This window comes from Acidiphilium sp. MT5 (genome assembly GCF_054767495.1).
The window spans coordinates 269527-295785 of sequence record NZ_BAABMR010000001.1 but is presented as its reverse complement, the minus strand read 5'-3'; the positions used below and the strand labels follow the sequence as shown (position 1 = coordinate 295785).

The following is a 26259-nucleotide window of genomic DNA, read 5'->3' as shown; positions in this document are numbered from 1 at the left end:
GCGCGGCATGAGCGCGCCTCTCATCAACAAAGAGTGCGCGGCGTGAGCGCGCCTCTTACCAACAAAGAGTGCGCCGCTTGAGGCGCGCCCGGCGATGACCGTTCCGCATTTTACCGACCACGCGGCGAACGAGCGCACCTTCCTCGCCTGGGTGCGCACCGCCATCGCCGTGATGGCCTTCGGCTTCCTGGTCGAACGCTTCGATATTTTTCTCAAAATCGCCGGCCAATCGCTGCATAAATCGATTAATCTTTCCGGTCAGGTCGCCTCCGCCCTGGTCGGCGTCGGCCTGATCATCGCCGGCGCGCTGATGGTCGCCGCCGCCATGATCCGCTTCGCCCGCAACCGCGCCGCCATCGAGAGCGACGCGCCCACCCCACCCCAATCCGCCCGGCTCGACCTCGCGCTCGCCACCCTCATTTCGCTCCTCGGAATCGGCCTCGCCGCCTATCTCGGCCTCACCATGCTGCACGGCACCCATCCATAGCCATCCGCGCCCTCTCCGCAGCGCGACGATCTTGCGTAACATTGCCACATTCCGTAACTTTAAATCGAATTAATCCCCCAGCAAGAACCAATCTTTTATTTTTATTTTTTGGCTAAAATTCGCACATCAGCAATGCAAAAACGCCTTGCGGAACCCGACATCGTCATAAATACTCACTTAACAAAACGCCAGCTGGGGGCCTTTAACGTTAATTCTAACGAATGAAAGTAATCTGGGGATGACTGGACTTGGCTGTCAAAAACTAAGCATGCGGGTTTTCTTGGCGATCACGTGCTCGTTACTGATAACGGCGCACGCAGCAGCACAAACATCAACACAACCGATCACCATCCCGCTTGACATCATCACCGAGGCCGCAGGTGGCCAAAGCTTTGACCGTCTGGGCATCAATGTCGGCGTCAATGGCGCAACCCCGGAAGAATATATTTTCGACACCGGCTCCACCGCCTTTAACATCGATGTCGGGTCCAGCCCTAACGGCCAGCCCTGGTTCCCAATCATCCCCGGCGTGCCGATCACGCCCACCGTGCCCGCGATGAATCTCTACGGCAACGGCACCTATGGCAATCTGGGGGCCAACAGCACGATCGGCTCGATCCAATTCTATAATTCCGGCACCGGCTCCCAAGCCGCCAATTTCTCGAACAATCAGGGCATCCCGGTTCTGATCAACACCGGCAATGTCGCAACCCAAGCCTCACTCGCCGGCGATACCGCCGGCGCGCAAGTCGGTTATTTTCTCCCCGCCATCGGCTATGGCTTCACGTTCAACGAAATCACTAATTTTGGTTTTACGGCCAGCGAGTTGGTTGGCGAAATCCCGATGTATTACGACGCGACCTGGCAAACCAACCTCAACGCCGGCATCGGCCCGGAAGATGGCGGCGGCTATAATCTGTTCGGCATTTTCGGTGCCGGCCCGTTCCAAAGCAACAGCGTGCTCGGCAACCTGACCACCACCGGCTATGTGGTGTCGGCCAATTCCGAGCTGAATGGCCCGCAAAGCTGCACCGCCTGCGGCAATGTCATCCTCAATCTCAACGCCGCCGTGCGCGCCCAATTCATCAGCCTGGTCCCCTGGAACGCCGCCTCCACCAGCACCTTCCCGCTCAGCAACGCCCCGGTCGATGCCAATCAGTTCGATCTGAATTTCTCCTACACGCTCGGCGGCAGCCCCTATAGCGTGGTCCTAACCACCCTGCTCGATTCCGGCACCCCCTCGATCTATCTAAACGATCAAGGCCTGCTCACCACCCAAACCGCCGCCGGCAATGTCAATCAATATGGCGATGAAGTCCCCGGCGTGAAACTCACCATGACCGGCACCGGCGCGGGCGATCAACCAACCTCCATCCTCACCGGCAATGATTCCTCCGGCGATTACAGCAACGTCACCACCCCCGGCCCCGATGGCTTCACCAATCAAGGCCAGGCCCTCTACGGCATCTCGTTCTTCTTCAATAATTCGGTGATGTATGATCTACAAAACCAAGAAACCGGCTACACCCCCTTCTACGTGACCGACACGCCGATCTCGACCAATAATGGCGGCTACACCATCTCCTCTGCCATGGCCGCCCAAGGCATCGCTGGCGTGATTTCTGGCACCGGCCCGCTCAGCATCACCACCGGCGGCTCAGCCCAGCTCACCGGCACCAATCTCTATACCGGGGCGACCAACATCGCCCAAGGCGGCTGGCTCGGCCTCGCCGGGCCCGGCTCCATCGCTACCTCCTCCGGCGTCAATGATAACGGCACGTTTGACATCTCGCGCGTCAGCGCCATGGCCCAAATCCAATCCCTCACCGGCACCGGCACCGTCGCCCTTGGTGCTAACACGCTCGAGCTCACCAATGCCAGCGGCAATTTCTCCGGCACCCTCGCCGATGGCGGCCTGATCGGCGGCAGCGGTGGCAGCCTGATCATCGCCGGCGGCGCCGAAACCCTCTCCGGCGCTAACAGCTTCACCGGCAGCACCGGCATCAGCCCCGGCGCGCAACTCGCCCTCACCGGCTCGCTCGCCGGCTCGGTGATCGATGCGGGCCTGCTCACCGGCACCGGCAGCATCGGCAACGGCCTCGTCGTCGCCAATACCGGCATGATCGCCCCCGGCACCGCTCCCGGCCAGTTCCAAACCCTGTCAGTATCGGGCAATTTTCTGCAAAGTGCCGGCAGCACCTATGTCGCCTATTTCAACCCCGCCCAGCCCGGTCAATCCAGCAAAATCGTCGTCTCCGGCGTCGCCGATCTCGGCCAAGGCGCGATCCTCGATGCAATCCCGGTCGGCCAAGTCCAACCCTACACCCTGTCGCGCTTCTCGGTGCTGGACGCCCAAGGCGGCATCCAAGGCAACTACACTTTGCTGAACAGCGCACTCACCGCCTCGCTCGGCCTCGAACTGGTCGATCCACCGCAGAGCCTCTATCTGCAAATCGTCCAACGCCGCAGCCTCGCCAGCTTCGCCACCACCCGCAACCAGGCCGCCACCCTCGCCGGGCTGAACAGCACGCCCAGCACTAACGCCACCTTCATCGCCGTCACCAATCTCATGACCGGCGCGCAAATCCAAGCCGCCGCCAACGAACTCTCCGGTGACATCCACCCGAGCATTCTCTCAGCCACCCTCAATGATGCGGGCATCGTGCGCAACGCCGTCGATCAACGCGCCTTCTCAATGCTCAATCCAGCGGGGTTGGATCCCACCTTCCCCAACGCCGCCACCGGCCAAATGGCCCAACCCGGTCAACACGCCATCGTGTTCTGGGGCGAAGGCCTCGGCGCGGGCACCCATTTCAGCAGTGATGGCAATGCCGGCACCCTCACCGACGCCCTCGGCGGCTTCGTCGTCGGCGCGGACGCCGCCCTCAACCCGCAAATCCGCGCGGGCCTGTTCGCCGGCTACAGCAGCGCCTCCTTCTCCCTGCCCAGCCGCGCCGCCTCCGGCTCCAGCGATGACGCTTATGTCGGCCTCTATGGCGGTCGCCGCCTGGGTCGCGTCCTGATCAGCCTCGGCGCCACCTACGGCCAGAATTACCTCGCCACCACCCGCAGCGTCGCCCTCCCCGGCGTCAATGAAGCCGAAACCAGCCGCTACGACGCCTCAACCGCCCAAATCTATGGCCAGGTCGGCTATCCGCTCACCACCATGATCAAAGCCCACCGCGTCAACCTGCTGCCCTTCGCCCAGCTCGCCTATATCAATCTCTCCAGCGCCGCCTTCCAAGAATCCGGTGGCAGCGCCGCCCTACACGGCTATGGCAGCACCCTATCCATGGGCATCAGCACAATCGGCGCCCGCGCGGAGACCAACTTCATGCTCAAAGGCCGCGCCATCACCGCCTTCGCCAAACTCGGCTGGCAACATGCCTACGGCACCGTCAACCCCACCGAAGCCCTCAGCTTTACCGCAGGCCAACCCTTCACCGTCCAAGGTGTGAGCACCGGTCGCGACGCCGCCATCACCCAACTCGGCCTCGCCGTCCGCCTCACCCCCAAAATCTCCGCCAACATCGCCTATAACGGCAGCTTCGCCAGCCGCGTCACCAGCAACGGTGTCAACGCCGGCCTCAACTGGAACTTCTAATTTCGCTCCGGGGCGCGGTTTCCCACCGCGCCCCCACCAGCGATCGGGTCGGCAACAGGATTGGTAACCGGACTAACATTCAACCGAAAATGCAAATCCCCCGGACAATCCAACCCCATCGCCCCGAGCAACGCGGGAATCACATCCCCATCGCGCTCCATCGCCGCCTCATACTCAATTGCCGTCACCGGCCCCAGCTGCGCCCAAAAAGCCCGAATCGCCTGTTTATCGAACCACCAATCACCCAGCAGCGGAAAATCAGCATCCGCCATCCGCGGCCCGGCAACCGGATGACGCGCAATCCCAGCAACCCAGCTCCTGCGCCAAGCCGTATCCTCCCGAAACACCACCAGCGGCACAATCCGCCCCGCCTCAGCGCCCAACACCCGCCGCAGCGCCCCCAATTCCGCCGCATTCCGCAGAAAACTGAACGCCTCGGCACTGAATAAAACACTGCGTCCAGCCGCCCGCGCCCCCGCTAAAAATTCCTGCACATGGCACGCAAGGGCCGCCAGCCGCGCGTCATGCGGCGGCGCAACCGCCCCAACATAGCGCGACATCGTCATCACCTCGGCGCGCAACACATCATGCACCAGCCGATAACAATTCGCATCCGCCGCCCCCTCTTGCGTCTCAATATACGGCTCAATACCCGCTCGCCGCAGCCACTCCCGCCGCTCCAGCATAAAACGCTGAAACGATGTCGTGCCCGTCTTATGCGTCCCCAAATGAATAAATATTCTCTCCATCACACCACCTTTCCGCGCCACCCCACCACGCCCCGCACCAACCATCCGCCCGCCGATCCCATCATCGCATTTTCCCCTTTCGCACCCACCCCCTCTTATGCCATGTTAGCGAAATGGAGCAGGTCACTAACCCCCTCGCACAGAGTCTCGCCGACCGCTTCACCGCGATCGCGCACATGCTCCGCAAAACCCTCGGCGCCCCCGACTACGCCCGCTTTAATCTCGCCCTCAAATGGGTCGTCTGGCACCGTATTTCGCTCCTCTCCCGCCGTTTCCGTTCTCTCTCCTGCAATCCCCGCCCCATCCGCGAACGGAAACCCCAGCCCAAAGCTCAAACCGCACCCGAACCCGCGCCAACACCTCCAGCCGGCGCAAAAAAGAGCAAATTGCCGGGGCAAAATGGCTGGCTGCTGCAAACCTTCCCCGGCCATCACATCCCCTATGTGCGCGGTCATCTCATCCGCTTCCTCGAAGACCCTGGCTTGTCGCTCCTCCACGGCGAAAATCCCCGAATCGGTCGCGTGCTGCGCCCAATCTGCCACATGCTCGCAATCCCGCTCCCTGCTTACCTCAAATTACCGCGCAAGCCCCGCAAACCGGAGCAAAAACCACAGCGCAAACCAGCGCGGCGGAGAGAAAAAAAGGCGGAGCCGTCATTTTACGACTATATGCTGGCAAAATATCCTGCTCCGCCGCCACGCCCCACACTCCCCGGCCACATCTACGCACTCCCCGCCCGCGCAAAAATCAATTTCGAGCGTTAGGCGGAGAATATTGCCCAAATCGTTCCGGAGAGGAAACAAAAAAAGAGCAAAAATCAGCGCTTGACGGTTGCGCGCATCATCCCGCGCCGGAGCAAAATAACGCCGAGCAGGATCAACAGATCAATCGCCACCAGCACCGCCGGGCTGAGCCGTGCCGTGGAAAAATTAGCCGCCAGCACCAAGCGCGGATTAAACCCGGAGTGCAGCGCGTACCATCCCGCCTCCACCAGCGCCGTCAGCACCACACATATCGCCGCCAGCCCGGCCATCACCCACCAGGAGCGCCGCCAATCCGGCTTGAGCAGTCGCCACAAACCGAGCCAAGCGAACAGCCCCGCCGGCACCAGCGCAATGCCGACATCGACTTTCTGGGTCAGAAAAAAATGCCAGAATGACAGGATCGCAATTGGAAAAATCAACCGGTGCAACAATTTCCAGCGCCGCCCCAACCGCATAATCGCCGCATCGGTGGATGTCACGGCGAGTGCGATGAAGCCCAAAGTCGCAATCGTGCCCAAAATCAAATAAAATACCGTGAACATTTGATTAAGAACAAAACCCAACCCCCAACCTTCATCCCCCGCATATAAAATAATATGCACAATCGTATAAAATGCCGCCGCTAAGCCTAACATGCGCCGCACCTGCACCACGCGCGGCCAATTAAACAGGCTGCGGGCGGGCGTCACCGCAAGACACAGGAGCAAAAACCGGATCGCCCAAAATCCGGTTTCCAACATCGCATGATGCAAGGGCCGCCCGCCCAGCCGCCCCATTTGCGCCTGCCAAACAACGAACAACGCCGGCAGCACCACGCAAACCAAGGTCGCCGTTTTGAACCATGAAAACCGTCCCGCCGGATCGCGCCAAGGGGCTGCAAAAATCTTGGCCCGGCGCCGGGGCTTGCTCTCACGCACAGCAACCATGCCGCACCTAACCCGAAGCGCCAAGCAGTTGTGCCAACATCGCGGGCGGCAGCGTAATCTGCGAATAGCCCGGCGGCGGATCAAACGCCCCCGCCGGCTGCGCCGCATCCTGCACCGACAAAGCGGTAATCCGCACCGCCCCCTGCCGGTCATGCCCCTGCCCAGCGAGCAACACGCCATGCCGGGTCAAACATACGCTCCCCGCCGCCCCGCGCTTCAACACCAAATAGCGCGCACATTCATGCCCGGCGATTTGCGCATTGCCGAGCCGGGTGAACTGGGCCCCATCCCCGGTCAAAACCCGATCCAGCACCGCCCCAACCCCCGGCACCGCCACCACCGCATGCATCTGATCGAGCACAATGATCGCATTGCGCGATCGCATATTCAGCAAAATCACCATCCCCGCCGCCGCGCCATCCAGGCTGCGCGCCCGCGCAACCTCCGCCCCCGCACTATAGCGCACCCGCCAGGTGGTACTCGGCTTGCCCGGCTGGCTCAGCCGATAGGTGCCGGCAATGTCATGGTCCGGCAAAAACATCGGCACCGCCCCCCACGCCGGCCCCGCCGCGATCCAGATCAACGCCCCGATCCATGCGCCCCAGCGATATGTCATATCCGCTCCATCTCCGGCTCCCTCTGCTGCGACAACCGCCGCAAAGTCATAATTTCCGCCTCAAGCGCTGACACCGATGGTGCAGCCAGCCAACGCGCGGGCCGCTCCACCGCCACCGCCAGCTGGGCCCGATACGCCGCCCGCGCCAGTTCCAGCGCCCCGAAGCGCGCCAAATGGCTGGTCAGAAATTGCGTATCCAGCAACAAAAATCCTCCCAGCCGCAGCCGCGCCACCAAATGCACCAAAGCCAATTTCGACGCATCACGCTCCAGCGATACCATACTCTCGCCAAAAAACGCCCCTCCAATCGCCAGCCCGTACAATCCCCCCACCAACCGCGTGCCGTCCCATACCTCAATCGAGTGCGCGTGCCCCATCGTGGCCAAGGTGCAAAATAGCCGTTCAATCTCGCGATTAATCCACGTCTCTGGCCGCTCCGGTCGGGCCTGCGCACAAAGGCCAATCAACTGGGGGAAATTCGCATCCGCCGTCACCCGCAACCCCGTCCGCCGCGCCGTGCGGGCGAGCCGCCGGGTTAAATGAAACCCATCAAGTGGCAAAACCCCGCGCTGTTCGGGATCGAGAAAATGCAGCTTGGTCGAGTCCCGCGTCTCCGCCATCGGAAAAAATCCCAGGCGATAGGCCCGCAGCAACGTCTCAGGATCGATGGTATAGAAACGCGCGGACATGCCCGCACTGTCGCGCTTATTTCACGCGGCTTCAACTAGCGCTGCATGACATTGCGGTAAGCGCGCCGCCGCCCGATCATAGAGCACCCGGTCAAGCGCCGTCCGCCGCTCCAACGCCGCTCGCACAGCCCCCCCGCGCAGCCCCCGGCGCATCGGGCGAAAAAACCCACCCGCGGTGCGATGATTATCCGCCGTTACATTGGCCCGCAGCGTTTCGCGTGGCAACGCCAAACCCAACTGCGCGGCAAAATGCGCCACACTCTCCTCCATCCGTTCGGTAATCCCCACTGCATCCAGCCGGTCCAACGCTGCGCGTGCCCCCGCAAGGGCTGCCACCGGGTCCGCCACCAGCGGGTCAACCGCCGCCCCGGTTGCATAAAGCCCGGTCAGCCGCCTTGTATAAACATTATCGATCAAATCGCGCGTCAGCGGATCATCACCATCGAGAAATTCCTCAAGCGACAAACGATGCGCCTGGGCCACCGCGAAACTCAAATCCGGGTCGATCCGTGCGGGGTCCACGCTGCGCCAATAATAATACAGGGACTCCAACCGATCACACGGATCGCGCAGGAGCGAAATAATCCGCCGCGCCGGATCATCCCGGGTGAGCAACGCCAAATCATAATGACCCCACACCAACGCATAGGGCGCAAGCGTCTCGAACCGCGCGAACAGATGTGGCGCTAAATCACGATGAGGGTCGGCATTGATTTGCCTTGGATGAAATTGCTGGGTCAACCAGCGCGTCAGGGCAATGCCGCCGCATTTCTCAAAATGCAGGAATCCCAACGGCGGCCCCTCCCAAAGCGTGAATAAATTCCCCCCCAAAGCCGGCGGGTCAGGCGGAAAAAAGTCCGGTTCAGTCACCCGGGCGGCGACCAAAAGATGGTCTGACAATTTACCAATCAGCGCCCGCGAACTCGGCACCGCCAACAAACCGCGTAAAATCGGCGGGATCGGACGCTCTCGGGCGGCGAAACCCTCCACAAAGGCTGCGCGCTCGCCCGCCATTGGCCAACGGCCAATGGTCAGGCGCAGCAAAGTGCTTGCGCTCAATTGGCCGAGACCTCGAATTGACAATTCACGAAACCGTGATAAGTATTTGGAAATCATCACAAAAATAGATTTGAGCGCTCGATGCGCGTAAATCAACAAATATTAAGTTACTCGGCGTTACATAATCTCAATAACTGGATAAGCCGAAACGATCTTGTCATGATCCCTTTCATCAGCGGGGGCTTGCCGTTGCACACCCAGATTGCGACAAGCTAAGGTTCAATTTGATTGTTTTAGGGAGATCCCGCTTTGCATATCGCAATTATCGGCGGTGGCTATGTTGGCCTCGTATCCGGGGCGTGCTTTGCCGAATTCGGCGTTGATGTGATCATTGCCGAGACCGACCCGGCCAAGCTTGATTGCCTATCACGCGGCGAAATTCCGATTTACGAACCTGGTCTGGACGGCCTGGTGGCGCGCAATGCGGCTGCTGGACGCTTGCGGTTCACCGGCTCGGTTGCCGAAGCGGTGGCGCGGGCGGAGGCGGTGTTCATCGCCGTGGGCACGCCAACCCGGCGCGGCGATGGCCATGCCGATTTGACCTATGTGTTTGCCGCCGCCGAGCAAATTCTCGCATCACTCGATCATCCGACCGTGCTCGTCACCAAATCGACCGTGCCGGTTGGCACGGGTCGCAAGCTCGCCGCCCTGGCCCGTGCGCGGCGTCCGGACTTGGCGATCGAGATTGCTTCGAACCCCGAATTTTTACGCGAAGGCAGCGCGATTGGCGATTTCATGCGCCCGGATCGGGTGATTGTCGGTGCGGAGACCCCGCGCGCGGAAGCGGTGCTGCGCGCTCTATATCGGCCCTTGAATTTGATCGAAACGCCGATTTTGGTCACCGGGCTGGAAACGGCGGAACTGACCAAATATGCCGCCAACGCATTTTTGGCGATGAAAGTCACCTTCATCAATGAAATGGCCGATCTCTGCGAGAGTTTGGGCGGCGATGTGCATGATTTGGCCCGCGGTATCGGGCTGGATGGGCGGATTGGCCGGAAATTTCTGCATCCAGGGCCGGGTTTTGGCGGCTCCTGCTTTCCGAAAGACACGCTGGCGCTGGCACGGATTGCCGAGGAGGCCGGTGCGCCCTCACGCCTGACCGAAACCGTTGTTGCGGTGAATGATGCCCGCAAATCCGGGCTGGCGGGCCGGGTGATCGCCGCCGCCGGTGGGTCGGTGCAAGGCTTGCGCATTACCGTGCTGGGTCTGGCCTTCAAGCCGGAGACCGATGATTTACGTGAAACCCCGGCGATCCCGCTGATCAACGGGCTGTGCGAGGAGGGTGCGCGCGTGATTGCCTATGATCCCGCCGCGATGGAGGGCGCGCGGGCATTGCTGCCGGCGGCGGTGATTTTTGCCGAGGACGTGCCAAAAGCGCTGGAAGGCGCTGATATTTTGGTGATCGCGACGGAGTGGAATGCGTTTCGCGCGCTGGCCCCTGAACGCATTGCGGCCTCGATGCGCGGGCGGATTATTATCGATTTGCGCAATATTTTCGACCCCGACGCCATCCGCGCCGCTGGGTTGATCTATCACGGCATCGGACGGGGCAAGACGCGCCCTTCCGCTCCTAACAAGGCTGAGGCATAAGCAGCGCCATGAACGAAATTGCCCCCAACCCGAGTTCAGCGCTGATCGATCTGGATGACGTGACCGACACCAAACCACCGGCGTCGCGCAGCTTAATTCCAATGATTGGCAATTATCCCGATTACGCCAATCCTGATTTGGTGGAGGCGATTCCGCTGAGCGCGCGCACGATCCTGGATGTCGGCTGCGGCGGCGGGGCGGTGGGGGCTGCCTATCGGCAACGCAATCCGCGCGCGCGAATTTTGGGCATTGAGAGCGATCCCATATCAGGCGCGCGTGCCGCCGAACGGCTCGATGCGGTGCAGATCGGCGATGTCGAAGCCACACCGATGCCCTTTGATCTGCCCAACGGGTTGGATTGTTTGATTTATGGCGATGCGCTCGAACATATGCGCGACCCGTGGAGCTTGTTGCGCAGCCAGGCCGCCTTTTTGAACGATGACGGCGCGGTGGTGATGTGCTTTCCCAATGTTGAGCATTTCAGCATCGTGTTTCGGCTGCTGAATGGCAGTTTCGATTATGATCCCGAAGGGCTGCTGGACCGGACCCATTTGCGCTGGTTCACCCCGCGCATGATGGCGCGCGCCGTGAGCGATGCCGGGCTGGCGCTGTGCGATATTCGCCCGCGCCCGACCGACCCAACCGGGGCGACCCGCTTTGTCGAGGCGATGCGGCCCGCCTTGGCGGCGCTGGGCGTCGATCCTGGTGACTATTTGAACCGCGCCGCCCCGGTGCAGTTCATCCTGCGCGCCAAAAAAGCGCCGCGACCGCGCCTCGTGGTCAATGCCTCGATGCTGCCGCCGATCGGCGGTGTGTCCGATGTGCGGGTGGTCGAGCCGATCCGCGCGATTTCCACCGATGCGTCGGTGCTCGCGAGTATTCGCACCGAACCTGATTTCGCGACCTTATTGCCCGAAGCACCGCATATCGCGGTGCTGCATCGTCCGTTGCTGCTGGGCGATGCCGGGATCGGGCGGGTGCGCGCCTTGATCGAACGGGGTTTCCTGGTGGTCACCGAATTCGATGATCATCCGGTGTTCATGGAGAAAAACGGGGTTCCGTCCGATCAATTATTCACCTTCACCGCAACCCATGCGATCCAAACCTCCACCGAACCGCTGGCCGAGGCGCTGAGTGCCTTTAATCCGGAAATCGCGGTGTTCCCGAACGCGATCAGCGCGCTCAGCGAGCCGGTGAATTTCACCAATCCTGAGCGGATGACGCTGTTTTTCGCCGCGCTGAATCGCGAGGAAGATTGGGCGCCGCTGATGCCGGCCCTGAATGAGGTGCTGCGCGCGGTGGGCGCACGATTGGCGGTGACGGTGTTGCATGACCAAGGGTTTTTCGATGCGCTGGATACGCCGCATAAAAATTTCCTGCCCACCACCGACTACCCGTCCTATCAGGCCGCACTCGCCCGCTCGGAAATTTGCTTCATGCCGCTGGGGGATACGCTGTTCAACCGGGCCAAGTCCGACCTGAAATTCATCGAAGCCAGTGCAGCGCGGGTGGTCTCGCTCGCCAGCCCGGTTGTGTATGAAAACAGCTTGGTTGATGGCCAAACCGGCCTATTATTCCGCTCGCCGGACGCACTGCGCATGCAATTGCTGCGGCTACTGGCCTATCCGGATGCAGCACAGCGCATGGCCAATGCCGCGCGCGATTATGTCGCGCGCGAGCGCATGCTGGCCTATCAAACCGAGGCGCGGATTGCGTGGTATCGCTCGCTATGGGATCGGCGCGACGCCTTGACCGAGGCGCTGCGGGCGCGCGTGCCGCGCCTGTTCGGTTAGACCGATTTTGAGCGACAGCGCACGCACCGCACCCGAAGCGGCGATCAGCGTTATCTGGGCGGATCAGGCGGCGGCACCGTTCGAGGGTTCCTGCCCGAATTGCGGTGCCATCGGGGCGAAGCGCCGCCTGCTCGATGTTGCTTGGGTTGCGCCAAAATTACCCAAAGGCGACCGCAAGGGCGTGTTTGCCTGCCCCGATTGCGCGGCGCGGTTTTATCCGCCGCTGAAAGTGCCGAATTATCACGATCCGGACGTGATGGATTGGGGGTGGCACCAGTTTCACATCCAGCAAGGCGCTGGATTATTGCCGATCACTGATAAAATTTCGCGCATCGACCGGCCCGCCGGATCAAGCTGCCTGGAAATTGGCTGTGGCTACGGATTTGGCCTGGATTTCGCCATTCATGCCCTGGGCTGGCAGGCGCGTGGGATTGATCCCTCGCCGATGGCGCAGCTTGGCGGGCGCAATCTCGGCATCACCATCATTGATGGGTATTTTCCGGAGGCCGATCCAACGACGCGGCATTGGGACGTGATTGCGGCGACCGAAGTGATCGAGCATGTGCAGCGCCCGATTGATTTGCTGCACGCCTTGCGCGCGCGGCTGGCGCCGGATGGAATTTTGCTGCTCACCACGCCGGACGGCGCGGCGATTGACCCTGCGACCCCGCTGGCCGCCTTGGTGCAATTGCTGGCCCCTGGCATTCATATGGTGTTTCAAACCGAGGCGAGTTTGCGGCGCCTGTTGGCGCAAACCGGCTTTGGCGCGGTGCAGATGAGCAGCGATGGCCAAACCCTGACCGCCTATGCCGCGACCAGCGAGGCGCAGTTGGCTTGCCTGCGCGATGACCCGGCGGCGCGGCGGGTGCGGTTTCGCCATTATTTGGCCAACCGGGCGCGGGCAATTGATCCGGGCAGCGATTTGGGCAGCGATTTTGGGCGTGATTTGGGACTTGGTTTCAATGGCCGGGATTTTTTTGAAGCGACCATTGATCAGGATTTTACTCAGGCCGCCGCCGCGCGCGCGCGATTATGGCCGGCGATTGCCACGCAATTCGGGATTGACCTGGAGCAGCTTACGGCAATTCCAGCCTCTTGGCGTGCGCTCAAGCTGAATGCGTTGAAAGACGCGATGCCGCTTAATCTCGGCATGATCCTCTATGCCGAAGCGAGCCGCCTGCGCGCTGACCCGGCGACGCGCCATCATGCGGAGCGAATGTTCCGGCTGGCCCGCGCGGCGGCACAAACGCTGGCCGATGCACTCGCCCGGCTTTCGCTGAATGATGGGCTGGCCGAAGATATTGCCTGGCGCGGCGGCGCGGAAGCGGCGATTGAGGCGGCGCGATCCGGTGATCAGGCGGCCCTTGATGATGTTTTGCACCTCGCGCCGCATGCGGATCGGGCAGGCGTGGTGTGGCGGGTGCTGATCGAGCTGGTCAATCACGACGCCATCGCGCCAGCGCGGGTGTTGCAAGCACGGGAAGGGTTGACTGATCCTGATCGTGACGGGCTGGACGCCGCGACCCGGCATGATGGCTGGATTGTGCTTGGGCAATTGGCCTTGGCGCCGGGGGGCGACCCGGCACAGGCGTTATCAGTGGCCGCGCGGCTGGAGGCGGGGGACCCGGTTGCGGCGGGCCCGGTCGCGGCAACATTGCGGCTCGGCGCGTTTACCCGGCTGGTCAATGCGGCACGGCTGGATGAGGCGGCGGACTTGGTGCCGATGATCGAGGCGTTGCTTGCGCGCGGGCACGACATGATGGCCGATGATGCGCTGGCCGATGATGCGGCGATCAGCCTTGCGGTGCTTGATTTATGCACCGGCAATCCGGCACAGGCGGCACGGCGGCTGGAGGGGCGGGCGATTGCGCCGGAGCGGGTTGATCAAATTCGGCTGGACGCTCTGGTGCGGCTGGTCAATGATGCGCGCTACGCGCAAGCAGCTTCGTTGGTTGATCATTATGATTTGGTGGCAAGCGCCTGCGCCCGGCGCGATGCGCTGGGGGCTGATGCGCGGCTCGCGTTAGGGCGGCTTTATCTGGCGGATCGCGCAGCGCGGCAGAATGATTTCGCCCAACGCCTCGCTTCCCTGGATTTACCCCCGCCAGCGCTGGCCGATTTGTTGCGCGATGGGTTCGTTCGGCTGGTCAATGACGGGGATTATCAAGCGGCGCAGGCGCTGGACCGCGCAACGCCGATTGCAGCGCTCAGCACCGTGCGCGATGATCCGGCGCATGGCGATGCGCGGGCGGCACTTTCCCTCCTCGCGATAGCCACGGGCGATGCGGCGCAGGCGCCGGATTTGATTGCGGGTTTCAGGCTGAGTGCATCGCGTCAGCGCGCCATTTGGCTCGGCACATTCACCACGCTGGTCAATCAGCAGCGCTATGCGGCGGCACGGGCGCTGGCGGTGCAGCATGATGTGGCGTCGCTGGCCGATTTGTCCGATCAAGCGGGGCATGATGCGCGCATTGCGCTCGCGGTTTTGGATTTGGCGGGCGGCGATCCGGCTTTGGTGCCAACACGCTTGGCCGGGCTGACGCTGGACGGCGATCATCGGGCCGGCTTGCTCGGCGGCGCGTTGGTGCGGCTGGTCAATCAAGGGCGGTTCGCCGAGGCGCAGGCACTGGCGCAGGCCGAGCGTCTCGATCCGGCACCGAGCGATCCGCATTTCGCCGATGTCAGGCTGGCTCTGGCGCGGATTGCCCGCGAAATTGGCGATCCGGCCCAGGTGGCTCCACTCTTAGCGCCATTTTTGGCCGCGCTCGACCCGCCGAGCCTGGGTCATGATTTGCTGCTGCTGGGGGCGTTCGTCCGGCTGGTGATGGACGGGCGCTATGCGGAATCTGAGGCGATTGCCGACATCGAGGCGCGGCTTCAACGCGCGCAGTCGCATGATCCGCGCCTTGCCCATGACGCACAGATTGCGCTCGCGCAGCGCGATTTGGCGGTGGGTGATCCGGCTTTGGTGCCGGGGCGGATCGCCGCTTTGACATTGGACCCGGCGATGCGGCGCAGCATGCTGCTGGGGGCGCTCACGCGGCTGGTCAATCAGGCGCGCTATGACGCGGCGGCGGCGCTGCGCCCGATGGTGGCACCGCTCGTTGCGGATGCGGGCAGGCGCGCAGATCGGGCGGGCGCGGATCGGGGCGGCGATGATGCGGCGCTCGCCTTGGCGCAGTTGGATTTGGTGCAGGGCGAGCCAGCAGCTTCACTCGCCTGGATTGCCGAGCGCTCCATTGATCCGGCGGCGCGGCGGATGGTGGTGCTGGGTGCGTTCGTCGCGCTGGTCAACCAGGCCGATTATCCGCGCGCCTTGGCGCTGCGCGAAGCCGAGCCGATTGCCGATTGGGCGATGCAGGATGATCCATCGGCGGCGGATGCGGCGTTGGCGCTGATTGCCCTTGACTTGGCGGCGGGCGATCCGGCGCAGGTGCTGCACTGGCTGGCCGCTTGCCCGCATGTGCCGGACGCGGTGCGGCTGACCGCACCGGGCGAGGCGTTTGTGCGGTTGAATAATCGCGGCGATTTTGCCGCAGCGCGGCGGGTTGCGGCCAAGGCCGATCTGCGCAGGGTGGCGGGGCTGCACCAAGCGGTGCGCGCACTGCCAGCCGATTTGGCGCGCGACGTGGCATTGGGCTTGCTGCGGCTTGATCTGGCCGAGGCGGGCGCGCATGGCAGCGCGCTTGAGGATTTGCCGGACCGCTTGGCGGCGTTGACCGCGCTGGGCTGCGCCCCGCCCGATATCCAGCTTTTGGCGCAACAGGGATTTTGCCGCGCCGTCGCCGCCGGGGCGATGGCGCAGGCCGCACCACTGCACGCTATGCTTGGTTTGCCGGCGGGTGCCTTTGTCAGCGCGGCGGGCGAGGCGATGCAAAGCCTGTATTTCGCGCTCGGCCTGTTCCATTTGGCACAAAACGCGCCGATCCGTGCGGAGGCCGCCTTTGCCGCCGTGCGCCGGGGCATGACCGCAACACTCGCACCCGGCGATGTCGCGCCCAGCTTGTTCTGGGAGGCTTTGCGGGGCGAATTGATCGCGCTGAACCGATCCGAGCGCGGCGCGGAAGCGTCAGCCCTTGGCCAGGCGATGGCGCTCCGCTATGCCGGGGCACCTGCTGATATCAACCCGGAGCATAATACCGTCTGATGAGGCTTTCTCTCCGTCTGATTTATGAAACGCTGCTGACACTGCGCAAACAGGCGGTGTTTGCCTATGCCCAAATTGTGGGCCGGGTGCGCAACCCGCATCAGGTGATAAGGCAAATTCCCGAGCGGATCGAACTCGGCCCGCGCGTCGCGCTGTTCATGCATTTTGATGGCGGCGGCGGCGTGCGCCCGGCGGTGTTGGCTTATGTGCGCGAACTAATCGCGGCCAAGCGCTCGGTGGTGTTTGTCACCAATTCCGGCTTTCTGACCGATCCGGCGATTGCGGCGCTGCGCCATGAGGGCGCGCAGATCATGATCCGGCGCAATATCGGCTATGATTTCGGCGCTTGGCGCGACGCGATTGAAACGCTTGCGCTCCCGCGCGCGGACACCGAGGAAGTGATTATTTGCAATGACAGCGTGTTTGGCCCGGTGCGGCCCCTCGATGTGACGCTGCTGCGGCTCAATTATGACGAGGCGGATGTTTGGGGCCTGACCGAAAGCTGGCAGCGGCGCTATCATTTGCAATCCTATTTCATCGCGTTTGGCCGCACCGCCTTGCACCATCCGGGGTTCCGCAAATTCTGGACGCAGGTGCTGCCCGCACCTGCGAAATCCTTCATCATTCATCGTTACGAGGTGGGGCTGACCCAGGCGATGCTGAAAGCAGGGCTGCGGGTGGCGGCGGTGTGGCCTTATGAAACCCTGACCAAAATGGTGCTGCGCGAACAGCTCCAGCCCTATTTGGACGCGGACGGCACCCAGGGCGCGAAGGTCGACCCGATGGATTTGACCCGCTGGCTGCACGTGCTGCGGCTGCGCAACGCCATCGCCCAGCGCCAGGCGCTGAACCCGACCTCAGATTTATGGCGCCAGCTTCTGCTCGCCGGCTACCCGTTCATCAAGCGCGAATTGCTGCGCGATAACCCAACCCGGGTGGAAGATGTCGGCGATTGGGCGGACGTGCTGCGGCACGACATTGGCGCCGATCCCGAACCGATCCGCGCCGATTTGCGGCAAATGCTGAAAGGCGAGGCCCCGTGATTCTCGCGCCGTGATCACGCTTCGCGGATCACCGCTTAATGGTTGTGGCGCGGCGGATTAAATTCCGGTAAGACGCGCGCATGGATGCGTCAATGCAGCAAGCACGCGGAATGTCGCCATCGCGCTGGGTGCCGTATGTGGTGCTGGCTTTGCTGCTGCCCTTATCGCTGCTGCAACTGCGGATCACCGGGCACTGGCTGGCCGATGTGATCGCGCGGCCTGCGGGCATGACACGGACCCAACTGCGCAATGAGGCCAGCCCGGATTTCCGCACCTTTTGGGTCGCGGGAACCTGGGTTCGGCATGGCGAGGCTGCACGGGATTATGCGCCGTTTGCCCCTGCGGTGAACCAGCGCGAAACCGGCGTGCGGACGGAGCGATGGTATTATCCGCTGCCGACATTACTGCTGATGCCATTGGCCACATTGGGCGGTTTTCGGGGTGGATTCGTGGTCTGGACGCTTGGTTTGCTCGGTGCCGCTGTGCTGGCGCTGCGCTGGGCGAGGATGGCTTGGGTGCCGATTATGCTCGGGTTGGTCTCGCCTGCGGCGCTTTGGTCGCTCAATTTGGGACAGCTCGGTTTTTTCACCGGGGCGCTGTTCCTGGCCAGCTTGCTGACGCTGGATCGCGCGCCCAAGCGCGCCGGGGCGCTGATCGGGGCGCTCATTATCAAGCCACAGACCGCCTTGATCAGCCCGTTTTTGCTCCTGGCGGGACGGCGCTATGCGGCCTTCGCTGCCGCATCCCTGATGGCCACGGCGCTGATGGTGATTGTCACGTTGATTTTTGGCTGGCCGATCTGGCGGGATTTTTTTGCCGCCGGCGCGGCAGCCCAGCGCGCCGTGCTGTTCGCGCCGTTTCCGGCAGGCGGGGAGATTTGGGGCGCATCGATTTTCTGGATGCTGCGCAGTTTTTCGCTCCCGGTGTCCATCAGCCTCGCCGGGCAGGCGTTGGGCGCGGTGGGCGCGATCCTCTGGGGCGCAAAGCTCTGGCGCGATCAGCAGATCGACCCGCTGAACCGCGCCGCCATCACGATTTGCTTGACGCTGCTCATCACCCCCTACGCCTATACTTACGATATGAGCAGCTACACGCTCGCCCTCGCCGCGCTGATTTGGCGCGCGCGGCGGCTGACTATCGCCGATGTTACACTCCTGTTGTGGCCCGCCATCTGCCCCTATATTTCGCTTTTGCTCCACGCCGAGATCACGCCGATGATTTTGGCCTGGGCCGCCATCCATGCGAGCCGGACATGAGAGGGAAAATAAGACAATGCGGCGCCATTGGTTTGTGCCTAATATCTCTCGTGATATTCCAGCGTCGATTACGCCGCCCCCTTGAGTGCATGACGATGCTATCAAAAACTGATACGGAACATTGGCTCCATAGTCATTATCATCGCATGTACGGCTATAATTATGTATTTTGGAGTTTTTTATGGGGCTTATAAGCAAAACTATCCAAAATATATTTGAAACAGACCAAGCCGGTCAAAATATCAGCGCTGCCAATAACCGCGTGAACGACCTCACATTGATCTATATTGGCGTATTTTCAACTCTATTCGTAGGCGTCGTGCTCGGGCATCTTTTGCCGCCAGGTAAGTTTGAATACGGACCCGGTCTTGCTCAGCATCTGCTGACCTGGGACGCTTGCTGGTATCGTGATATCGCGGAACATGGATATTCGTGGAATCCAATGGTTGGAACACGACCAGGACGTTATCAGAATGTTGCGTTTTTCCCGCTATATCCTTTGATTGAACGCTTGTTGATGTTTATAATGCAGAGTCGAAGTTGGATCACGACAATTGCGCCTAGCGCTGCGTTTGGGCTTTGGTCTATCGCTGCGTTTGATCGTCTCGCCCAAAAACTACTTCCTGATTCTCAGGCTTCGTTAAACGCAACCGCTTTATACGCATTCTGGCCAGCAAGTTGTTTCTTCTTCATGGGCTATCCAACTGGCCTTATCAATTTATGTGCAATTTTTGCAATTGATGCCTATATGGATCGAAAATTTATGCGCTCGGGGGTATGGTGCGGAATCGGCTCAGCCGTGGCACCGACGGTCGTATTTGTCGCGTTCGGTTTGTGCCTTGATCGTGGATTCCGTTGGTTATTTTCCTCGCGCAAGTTCAAAGAAGGCCTCGAAATAGTCGGGTTTGGTTTACTTTCAGTGTCTGGCCTGCTGGTCTTCATGATTTATCTGTGGTGGAGGTTCGGTGATCCCATCGTTTTCATGGCAGCGCAGGCCGCATGGGCCGTGCCAAGCTCGGTAATTCCCAAAGAAACCCTATTGACGCATCTTGAACTGATGTTTTTCCCGCCATGGTACGGACTTGGCTTTTTTAAAACAGTTATGCTATATATCAAATTAATCCACAGCCATGCTGAAATTTCGAGCTATGAATTTTCTATTATGAATAATTATTTCCAATATGATATCAACATCATCGCAACATTGATCACTATTTTTTTGTTGTTTAAATATCGGAAATTTAGAATTTTATTCTTAGCAAACTTGATCTTGGTCATTGGCTATATTTGGTTTTTTGGATCAACATATAATTATTTTATAAATGGAGCGAGATTGCTTTATCCTGCTCTGATTATATTCATTGCTGGAGGATTTCTTGGCGCTAAGCATCGATATATAAGCAAAATTCTATTAACAGTTTTGTTTGGATTAACTAGTATAGAAATTGCGTTGGTTTGGCGTGGATATATGGTTATCTGAAATGTTTTTATATAGATTCACCATATTTTATTTATATTTGGTCTAGGCAGGTCAAATTATACAAGACATATGACAATATGACATTTGAATGTTTCAGAGCGTGGGATTGTAATCTGAGCTTGCGATACCAGCGTGACGGGGAGTTCCCTCGTGCCGATGATTAGGCAACGCATTAAGGCGCTCGACCATCTTGCTCCCGCAGCAACATTATTGCTGGTGGTCTTCACCGCCAATACCATAGCCCTTGCTGGCTTCTACCGCGATGATCCCGCGCTATTTGTGAGCAAACTTGCCACTGGCCTTGTGCGCGGCCCGATTCCGGGATTTCCCAACTGGTTTGATCCAAATATCGGCTACACCACCCAAGCATTAGGGCATTTATGCGCTCAGGATTGGCTGCGTGGCGTGCCGCCCTGGTGGGACCCGTATCAGGGGGTTGGCGCACCATTGGCCGCCGAATTGCAGAATGGCGCATTTTTTCTACCTTTTTCCCTCCTGCTGCATTTCAACGCGGGTTGGTTGATGCTTCGGTTGCTGATGCAAGCCATGGCCGGATTATTCACCTATGCGCTGCTGATCCAACTGCGGCTATCGCGCCTCGCCGCCCTGCTCGGTGGGGTGATGTTTGGCTGTTCATCGACCTTTATTCTCCTCGCTGACGCTCCTTCGAATACGCTGCCATTTCTGCCTTTGCTACTGCTCGGCATTGAGTTGGGACTCACTTCGCACCGCCGATTTGCGCCCGGCTGGTCACTGGTGATTATTGCAATCGCCTATTCATTTTATGGCGGGTTTCCGGAAACCGGCTTTCTCGCTGATCTATTCGGCGGTCTCTGGTTCGCCGTGCGTCTCACGGGCTGCGAACGCGAAGCGTGGCCCCCCATGATCGGGCGATTTGCTGTCGCGATTGGAATTGGCATTGCTCTAACGCTACCGGGCTTGGTGCCCTTTGTTCAATATGTTGAACACGGATTTATCGGCATTCATGCACAGGGTGCTGCAACGGCTTCGCTCCCCTCGGTGGGGCTTACCACACAAATTTTGCCCCAAGCGTTTGGGCCGTTTGGCGGCGAGCTTTTGGTGCCGCACAGTGGGGCCTATCCAGCCTTGCTGGCGCTCGATCAATCATGGCTGGCGGCAGGCGGTTGGATCGGGCTATTGCCAATTACGCTGGGGATTGCTGGGCTGTGGAGCGATGATCGCACGCTGCGCCGCTTACGCTGGCTGCTGCTGATCTGGGTGTTGATCGGGGAAGCCCGGATATTCGGCCTGCAACCGGTCGTCGCGTTGATCGCGCTGATACCCGCGATCCGCATGATTGTTGTCGAACGCTATGCGGTGCCGAGCATTGATTTCGCATTTATTCTCCTGGGCGCAATGGCTTTTGATCACTGGCAACGCGTTGGGTTTGCCCGACGGGCCATGGCAGGCATCACTCTGTTGATCGGCTTCGTTGCCGCCATTGCTCTGATTATCGGAGCGTCGGCCTTCATCGCGATGATCAGTTTGACACCAAGTTTAATCAAAAGCGCCGTGGCGTATCTTGTTTTAATTGCTCTGGCCTGCGTGACCTTGCTCTATGGCTTAAGCCAGCGCGCCACCCGCGCCCGACAAGGCTTGGTTGCCGGGATGCTGATGCTGGATGCAATCGGCGGGTTCGGGCTATCGCAAGCGGCGGGAATGGCGCGCGGGCATTTGGACCTATCGGGCGTGGCCTATTTGCGTCGCCATCAGGGTTTGCAACGGGCCTATAGTCTTGGACCGCTCGCGCCGAATTATGGTTCATATTATCGGGTTGCCGAGTTGGATATGACCATGTTGCCGATGCCAAAACATTGGGCCTTGTATATCCGCAAAAAGCTCAATCCGTTTAGGTCACCAATTATGTTTTTTGGTCTCAACAACACGGCAATTCCGGGCATCAAAAGTGCAGCGCAGATGCTGCGGCAAAACCTACCCGCCTATCAGGCACTCGGCGTGCGCTACATTTTAACACCGCCCTATACCGATCCGCTGCACAGCTCGCAAAACCCGGTTTTTATCTCCAAGGCCATGTGGATTTATCGGCTGGATCATGCCGCACCCTATTTTGCCACGACGCCCGACAGCGCGTGCGCGATCAGCATGCCAAAGCGGACCAGTGTGCGCATACAATGCGCAAAGCCGGGCGCACTCATTCGCCGCGAACTTTTTTACCCCGGCTGGCACGCGCGGGTGAATGGGCATGCCGTCACGGTGCGTAAAGCCGCACCCTTATTCCAGCAAATCGACCTGCCAGCGGGGCGGAGCAAAATCCGGTTTTTCTACCGGCCCCCGTTTGAGCGCCGCGCCTGTGCTGCCGCTGGTTTGGGGCTGCTGCTCTGGCTTGCCTTGGTGCTGATGGATGCGAAACGCCGGGTGGTGCGGTGAAAATCTCCTCCAGCGCTGACCGGCAGATTATGTTGCTCAGCGCCATTTTATGGATGCTGGCGCTGCTGCCGATTATGCCGCCCCTCGCTTGGAACCTGTATTGTTTTGCTCATCTGTTCGACCACGCGGTGATGATTCCGCTCGATCATGGTGCCAATGATTTTTACATGTTTTGGGCCGCCGGCCATTTGGGCGCAGGGCGCGATCCCGACTTCGCTTATCAGGCAGCGCGGCTTTATGCGTTTGAAGCCTCCCATATCCACAACCACTTCAACCATAATCCCTGGATTTACCCGCCGCCCAGCCTGGCCTTGGCGCTGCTGATGGGCCGAACCGGCCTTGCCATGGGTGATGCGGTTTGGCTTTTCGCTCTGACCCTGGCGAGCGTGGTGTTGCTGCGGCGCGCAAAATTACCCTGGCTGGTGATTGCGGCGATCTGCCTCAGCCCGGCGGCGTTGTTTGCTGCCTTCATCGGTCAACTCAGCGTCTTGGCCGCCGCTCTGTTCACCTTCACGCTGATGCGCGCTGATGACGCCCCCGGCTGGGCTGGGTTTTCCGCTGCACTCACCATGATCAAGCCGCAAATGGCGCTGCTCGGGCCGGTCGTGTTGCTAGCACGCAAACGCTGGCGGGGCGTGGCCGTTGGCGCGGTAACGGCGCTGGCCTTGCTGGCGCTCACCACGCTGATCCTGGGGCCGGGCGTCTGGGCGGCCTATTTTCGCTATGGCGCGCCGATGAGCCGGAAAATTCTACTCATGCCGTTCCCGACATTTCATCGGCTCGGATCGCATTTCAGCTATTATGAGTTTTACGGCAGCTCGGTGTTTTGGATGTTGCGCAGCCTGCATGCCGATTTGGCGCTCGCCGCGTTCGGGCAGGGCATCGCGGCCTTGGCGGCGATAAGTTATGCTTGGGTTCTGTGGCGCTCGCATAGGGTCAACCCGATCAATCGGGTGGCGATCACGCTGCTCTTGGGTGTGCTGATTTCGCCTTACGGCTTTGCCGAGGATTTGGCCGGCTATTCGATTGCGATTGTGCTCCTGGTTTGGCAACGGCGGCGCTTGGAGATTGCCGATGCGATCCTCCTGGTCTGGCCGAGCTTTCTACCCTATGTCGCGATTGCGCTGCATGCCGAGCTGACGCCGGTTTTCGTGCTCTGGGCAGTGCTGCGGGCGCGGCGGGAATTGGCACCTCGGGCCGAGCATGCTACCCCAGAGCGTAATCACGCCGGAGCCGAACCTGTATCATGATTGATGATTTCCTCGCCGAAGCCCAAGCGCGCGGCTTTATTTTCCAATGCACCGACGCGGAAGGGCTGCGCGCCGCCATGCAGCGCGAGAAAATCGTGGGCTATATCGGCTTTGATTGCACGGCGGATAGTTTACATGTGGGCAGCATGGTGCAAATCATGCTGTTGCGGCTGCTGCAAAAACATGGTCATCGGCCCGTGGCAGTGCTTGGCGGTGGCACCACGCGGATTGGCGATCCGTCATTTCGCGAAGAAGCGCGGCAATTGCTGAGTGATGCGCAAATAGCCGCCAACATGGCGGGGATTCGCGCCAATATTGAGCGGTTTTTGCATTTTGGCGATGGCGCGAGCGATGCGATTCTGGTGAATAATGCCGATTGGCTGGATCGGCTGTCCTATATCGAGCTGCTGCGCGAAGTGGGTGTGCATTTCAGCGTCAATCGGATGTTGTCGTTCGACTCGGTGCGCTCGCGTTTGGAGCGCGAACAAGGGTTGACCTTCCTTGAATTCAACTATTCCATTTTGCAGGCCTATGATTTTCGCGAATTGAACCGCCGCCACGGGGTGACGCTGCAAATGGGCGGTTCGGATCAATGGGGCAATATTGTGCAAGGGATTGATTTGCTGCGCCGAACCGATGCCAAGCAAGGTTTCGGCCTGACCGCGCCACTGATCACCACCGCCTCCGGCGCGAAAATGGGCAAATCGGCCGCCGGCGCGGTTTGGCTGGCCGCCGAGAAATTATCGCCGTTCGATTATTGGCAGTTTTGGCGCAACACCGAAGATGCCGATGTTGGCCGGTTTCTGCGGCTGTTTACCGATTTGCCGTTGGCTGAGATTACCCGGCTTGAGCAATTGGGCGGTGCTGAAATCAACGATGCCAAAAAAATTCTCGCCACCGAAGCAACCGCCCTGTGCCATGGCGCGGCGGCGGCGGCCCTGGCAGCGGAAACCGCGCGGCAGACTTTTGAGGAGGGGCTAACAGCCGGCTCGTTGCCGAGCATCACGATACCGCGCCACGAGCTTGCGGCGGGCATTCCGGCGTTCGCGCTGCTGGTGCGCGCCGGATTGGCGAGCAGCAATGGCGAGGCACGGCGCTTGATCCAGGGCGGCGGCGCTCAGGTCAATAATCGGGTGATCGGCACTGAGACTGATGCGATTTCGCTCGATCATCTGATCGATGGGGTGATCAAACTATCCAAAGGCAAGAAAACGCATATTCTGGTCAAGCCAGAATGAGCCCGTTTGTCACCCCGACGCACGCCACCACGGCGGCGGCCATTGAAGCGCTGCATGATGAGTTGTTTTTGTTTGATGACTGGATGGATCGTTACGAGTTCATCATTGAATTAGGTAAGTCACTGCCGCCCTTCCCCACCGAATGGCAAACCGAGGATCGGTTAGTGCCGGGTTGCCAAAGCCGGGTATGGCTGCAAGCGCATGATGAGGGGGCCACGCTGCTGTTCGCCGGGGCTTCTGACGCGGCCATTGTGAGTGGCTTGGTGGCGATGTTATTGCGCGTCTATTCGGGGCGGACGCGGGCGGAGATCCGCGCGACACCGGCGAATTTTTTGAAAGATTGGGGCTTGATCGGCGCCCTTTCCGGCAACCGGGGCAATGGCGTTGCCGCGATGGCTGAGCGGATACAGCAATTTGCACAAACCCAAGGAGCAGAGCCGTGAAAATCATCTTGATCGCCCACGACAAGCCGGGATCGCTCGAACTGCGCAAATCGGCGCGCCCCCAACATTTGGCTTATCTCGAACTGATCTCGGGCAAAATCGCGTATGGCGGCCCGCTCTTGGACCCGGACGGCCAACCGTGCGGTAGCGTGATCATCTATAACGTCGAAAGCCGCGACGAGGCTGAACAGCTGATCAGCGAAGACCCATACACCAAGGCGGAATTGTTCGGCCATGTCGAAATAAGCGGCTTTCGCACCGTGGTGCGCGATGGTGTGGTGACGGGCTGAATGCATTATTGGCTGGTAAAATCAGAACCAGATGCGTTTTCTTGGGCGCAGCAGGTGGCGAACGGCGTTGAGCCTTGGACTGGGGTGCGCAATCATAGCGCCAAGCTGAACCTCAAGGCGATGCGCGTGGGTGATCGCGCATTTTTTTATCATTCCAATATTGGCCGCGAGATTGTTGGTATCGTGCGCGTCGTGCGCGAAGCCTATCCGGACCCGACCGCCGAGAGCGGTGATTGGGTTGCCGTTGATATGCGCGCCGAATGCGCGGTGCCGAATCCAATAACGCTCGCGCAGATCAAAACTGACCCTGGCTTGCAGGACATGGCGTTGATCCGCCAATCCCGATTGTCAGTTTGCCCGGTAACCGAGGCGCAATGGCGGCATTTATGCGCGCTGGGCGGCGTTACGATCGGTTAGTGCAGC

At 60.4% G+C, this 26259-nt stretch carries 20 protein-coding genes; 15 read left to right on the top strand and 5 right to left on the bottom strand.

Going from position 1 to position 26259, the window contains the following annotated elements; translation table 11 throughout:
- Positions 1-94: 94 nt before the first annotated feature.
- Together ACYUCQ_RS01370 and ACYUCQ_RS01365 are read left to right on the top strand one after the other, a co-directional pair.
- Entirely contained in the window at positions 95-487 is a 393-nt protein-coding gene (locus tag ACYUCQ_RS01370) for a YidH family protein (RefSeq protein ID WP_460252700.1), read from the top strand.
- Positions 488-755: 268 nt separating this feature from the next.
- Positions 756-4091, top strand: coding sequence for an autotransporter family protein (locus tag ACYUCQ_RS01365; protein ID WP_460252699.1), 3336 nt, complete (start codon positions 756-758; stop codon positions 4089-4091).
- On the opposite strand, the gene ACYUCQ_RS01360 is transcribed toward ACYUCQ_RS01365, so the two are convergent.
- Positions 4088-4840 carry a hypothetical protein gene (locus ACYUCQ_RS01360; RefSeq protein WP_460252698.1) on the bottom strand — a complete coding sequence of 251 codons (753 nt, stop codon included), beginning with the start codon at positions 4838-4840 and terminating at the stop codon, positions 4088-4090. The two genes, ACYUCQ_RS01365 and ACYUCQ_RS01360, sit on opposite strands and share 4 nt — an antisense overlap.
- A 113-nt stretch (positions 4841-4953) precedes the next feature.
- On the opposite strand from ACYUCQ_RS01360, the gene ACYUCQ_RS01355 reads away from it, so the two are divergent.
- Complete coding sequence (locus ACYUCQ_RS01355) at positions 4954-5604, top strand: hypothetical protein (protein ID WP_460252697.1); 651 nt, start codon at positions 4954-4956, stop codon at positions 5602-5604.
- A 53-nt stretch (positions 5605-5657) separates the two neighbouring features.
- On the opposite strand, the gene ACYUCQ_RS01350 is transcribed toward ACYUCQ_RS01355, so the two are convergent.
- From ACYUCQ_RS01350 to ACYUCQ_RS01335, 4 genes are read right to left on the bottom strand one after another with little or no spacing between them, the layout of a single operon-like run.
- Positions 5658-6530 (bottom strand): protein-methionine-sulfoxide reductase heme-binding subunit MsrQ, encoded by an 873-nt coding sequence (locus ACYUCQ_RS01350; protein WP_460252696.1) that lies wholly within the window; start codon positions 6528-6530, stop codon positions 5658-5660.
- A gap of 7 nt (positions 6531-6537) precedes the next feature.
- A complete protein-coding gene (locus ACYUCQ_RS01345) occupies positions 6538-7146 on the bottom strand; it encodes a hypothetical protein (protein ID WP_460252695.1) in 609 nt (202 codons plus the stop codon).
- Positions 7143-7835, bottom strand: coding sequence for a leucyl/phenylalanyl-tRNA--protein transferase (gene aat, locus ACYUCQ_RS01340; RefSeq protein WP_460252694.1), 693 nt, complete (start codon positions 7833-7835; stop codon positions 7143-7145). The genes ACYUCQ_RS01345 and aat overlap by 4 nt, the downstream gene beginning before the upstream one ends.
- 21 nt (positions 7836-7856) lie before the next feature.
- A complete protein-coding gene (locus ACYUCQ_RS01335) occupies positions 7857-8894 on the bottom strand; it encodes a hypothetical protein (protein WP_460252693.1) in 1038 nt (345 codons plus the stop codon).
- Between the two features lie 249 nt (positions 8895-9143).
- Between ACYUCQ_RS01335 and ACYUCQ_RS01330 the strand changes: the two genes are divergently transcribed.
- From ACYUCQ_RS01330 to ACYUCQ_RS01275, 12 genes are all read left to right on the top strand, one after another.
- The gene (locus ACYUCQ_RS01330) at positions 9144-10487 is read left to right on the top strand and encodes a UDP-glucose dehydrogenase family protein (protein WP_460252692.1); all 1344 of its coding nucleotides are present in this window, start codon (positions 9144-9146) and stop codon (positions 10485-10487) included.
- Positions 10488-10495: 8 nt separating this feature from the next.
- Positions 10496-12280 (top strand): methyltransferase domain-containing protein, encoded by a 1785-nt coding sequence (locus ACYUCQ_RS01325; protein WP_460252691.1) that lies wholly within the window; start codon positions 10496-10498, stop codon positions 12278-12280.
- 7 nt (positions 12281-12287) lie between these two features.
- Entirely contained in the window at positions 12288-16427 is a 4140-nt protein-coding gene (locus ACYUCQ_RS01320; protein WP_460252690.1) for a methyltransferase domain-containing protein, read from the top strand.
- On the top strand, positions 16427-17470 hold the full coding sequence (locus ACYUCQ_RS01315; RefSeq protein WP_460252689.1) for a rhamnan synthesis F family protein: 1044 nt from the start codon (positions 16427-16429) through the stop codon (positions 17468-17470). The genes ACYUCQ_RS01320 and ACYUCQ_RS01315 overlap by 1 nt, the downstream gene beginning before the upstream one ends.
- Before the next feature lie 92 nt (positions 17471-17562).
- The gene (locus ACYUCQ_RS01310) at positions 17563-18726 is read left to right on the top strand and encodes a glycosyltransferase family 87 protein (RefSeq protein WP_460252688.1); all 1164 of its coding nucleotides are present in this window, start codon (positions 17563-17565) and stop codon (positions 18724-18726) included.
- 169 nt (positions 18727-18895) lie between these two features.
- Complete coding sequence (locus ACYUCQ_RS01305) at positions 18896-20206, top strand: hypothetical protein (protein ID WP_460252687.1); 1311 nt, start codon at positions 18896-18898, stop codon at positions 20204-20206.
- A gap of 156 nt (positions 20207-20362) precedes the next feature.
- Positions 20363-22615 carry a hypothetical protein gene (locus ACYUCQ_RS01300; RefSeq protein ID WP_460252686.1) on the top strand — a complete coding sequence of 751 codons (2253 nt, stop codon included), beginning with the start codon at positions 20363-20365 and terminating at the stop codon, positions 22613-22615.
- Positions 22612-23865 (top strand): glycosyltransferase family 87 protein, encoded by a 1254-nt coding sequence (locus ACYUCQ_RS01295; RefSeq protein ID WP_460252685.1) that lies wholly within the window; start codon positions 22612-22614, stop codon positions 23863-23865. The genes ACYUCQ_RS01300 and ACYUCQ_RS01295 overlap by 4 nt, the downstream gene beginning before the upstream one ends.
- Entirely contained in the window at positions 23862-25103 is a 1242-nt protein-coding gene (gene tyrS, locus ACYUCQ_RS01290) for a tyrosine--tRNA ligase (protein WP_460252684.1), read from the top strand. Before ACYUCQ_RS01295 ends, tyrS begins: the two co-directional genes overlap by 4 nt.
- The gene (locus ACYUCQ_RS01285) at positions 25100-25546 is read left to right on the top strand and encodes a SufE family protein (RefSeq protein ID WP_460252683.1); all 447 of its coding nucleotides are present in this window, start codon (positions 25100-25102) and stop codon (positions 25544-25546) included. The genes tyrS and ACYUCQ_RS01285 overlap by 4 nt, the downstream gene beginning before the upstream one ends.
- Positions 25543-25836, top strand: a complete 294-nt coding sequence (locus tag ACYUCQ_RS01280) for a YciI family protein (RefSeq protein ID WP_460252682.1) — start codon at positions 25543-25545, stop codon at positions 25834-25836. The genes ACYUCQ_RS01285 and ACYUCQ_RS01280 overlap by 4 nt, the downstream gene beginning before the upstream one ends.
- Entirely contained in the window at positions 25837-26253 is a 417-nt protein-coding gene (locus ACYUCQ_RS01275) for an EVE domain-containing protein (protein WP_460252681.1), read from the top strand. It abuts the gene before it with no gap.
- Positions 26254-26259 lie beyond the last annotated feature (6 nt).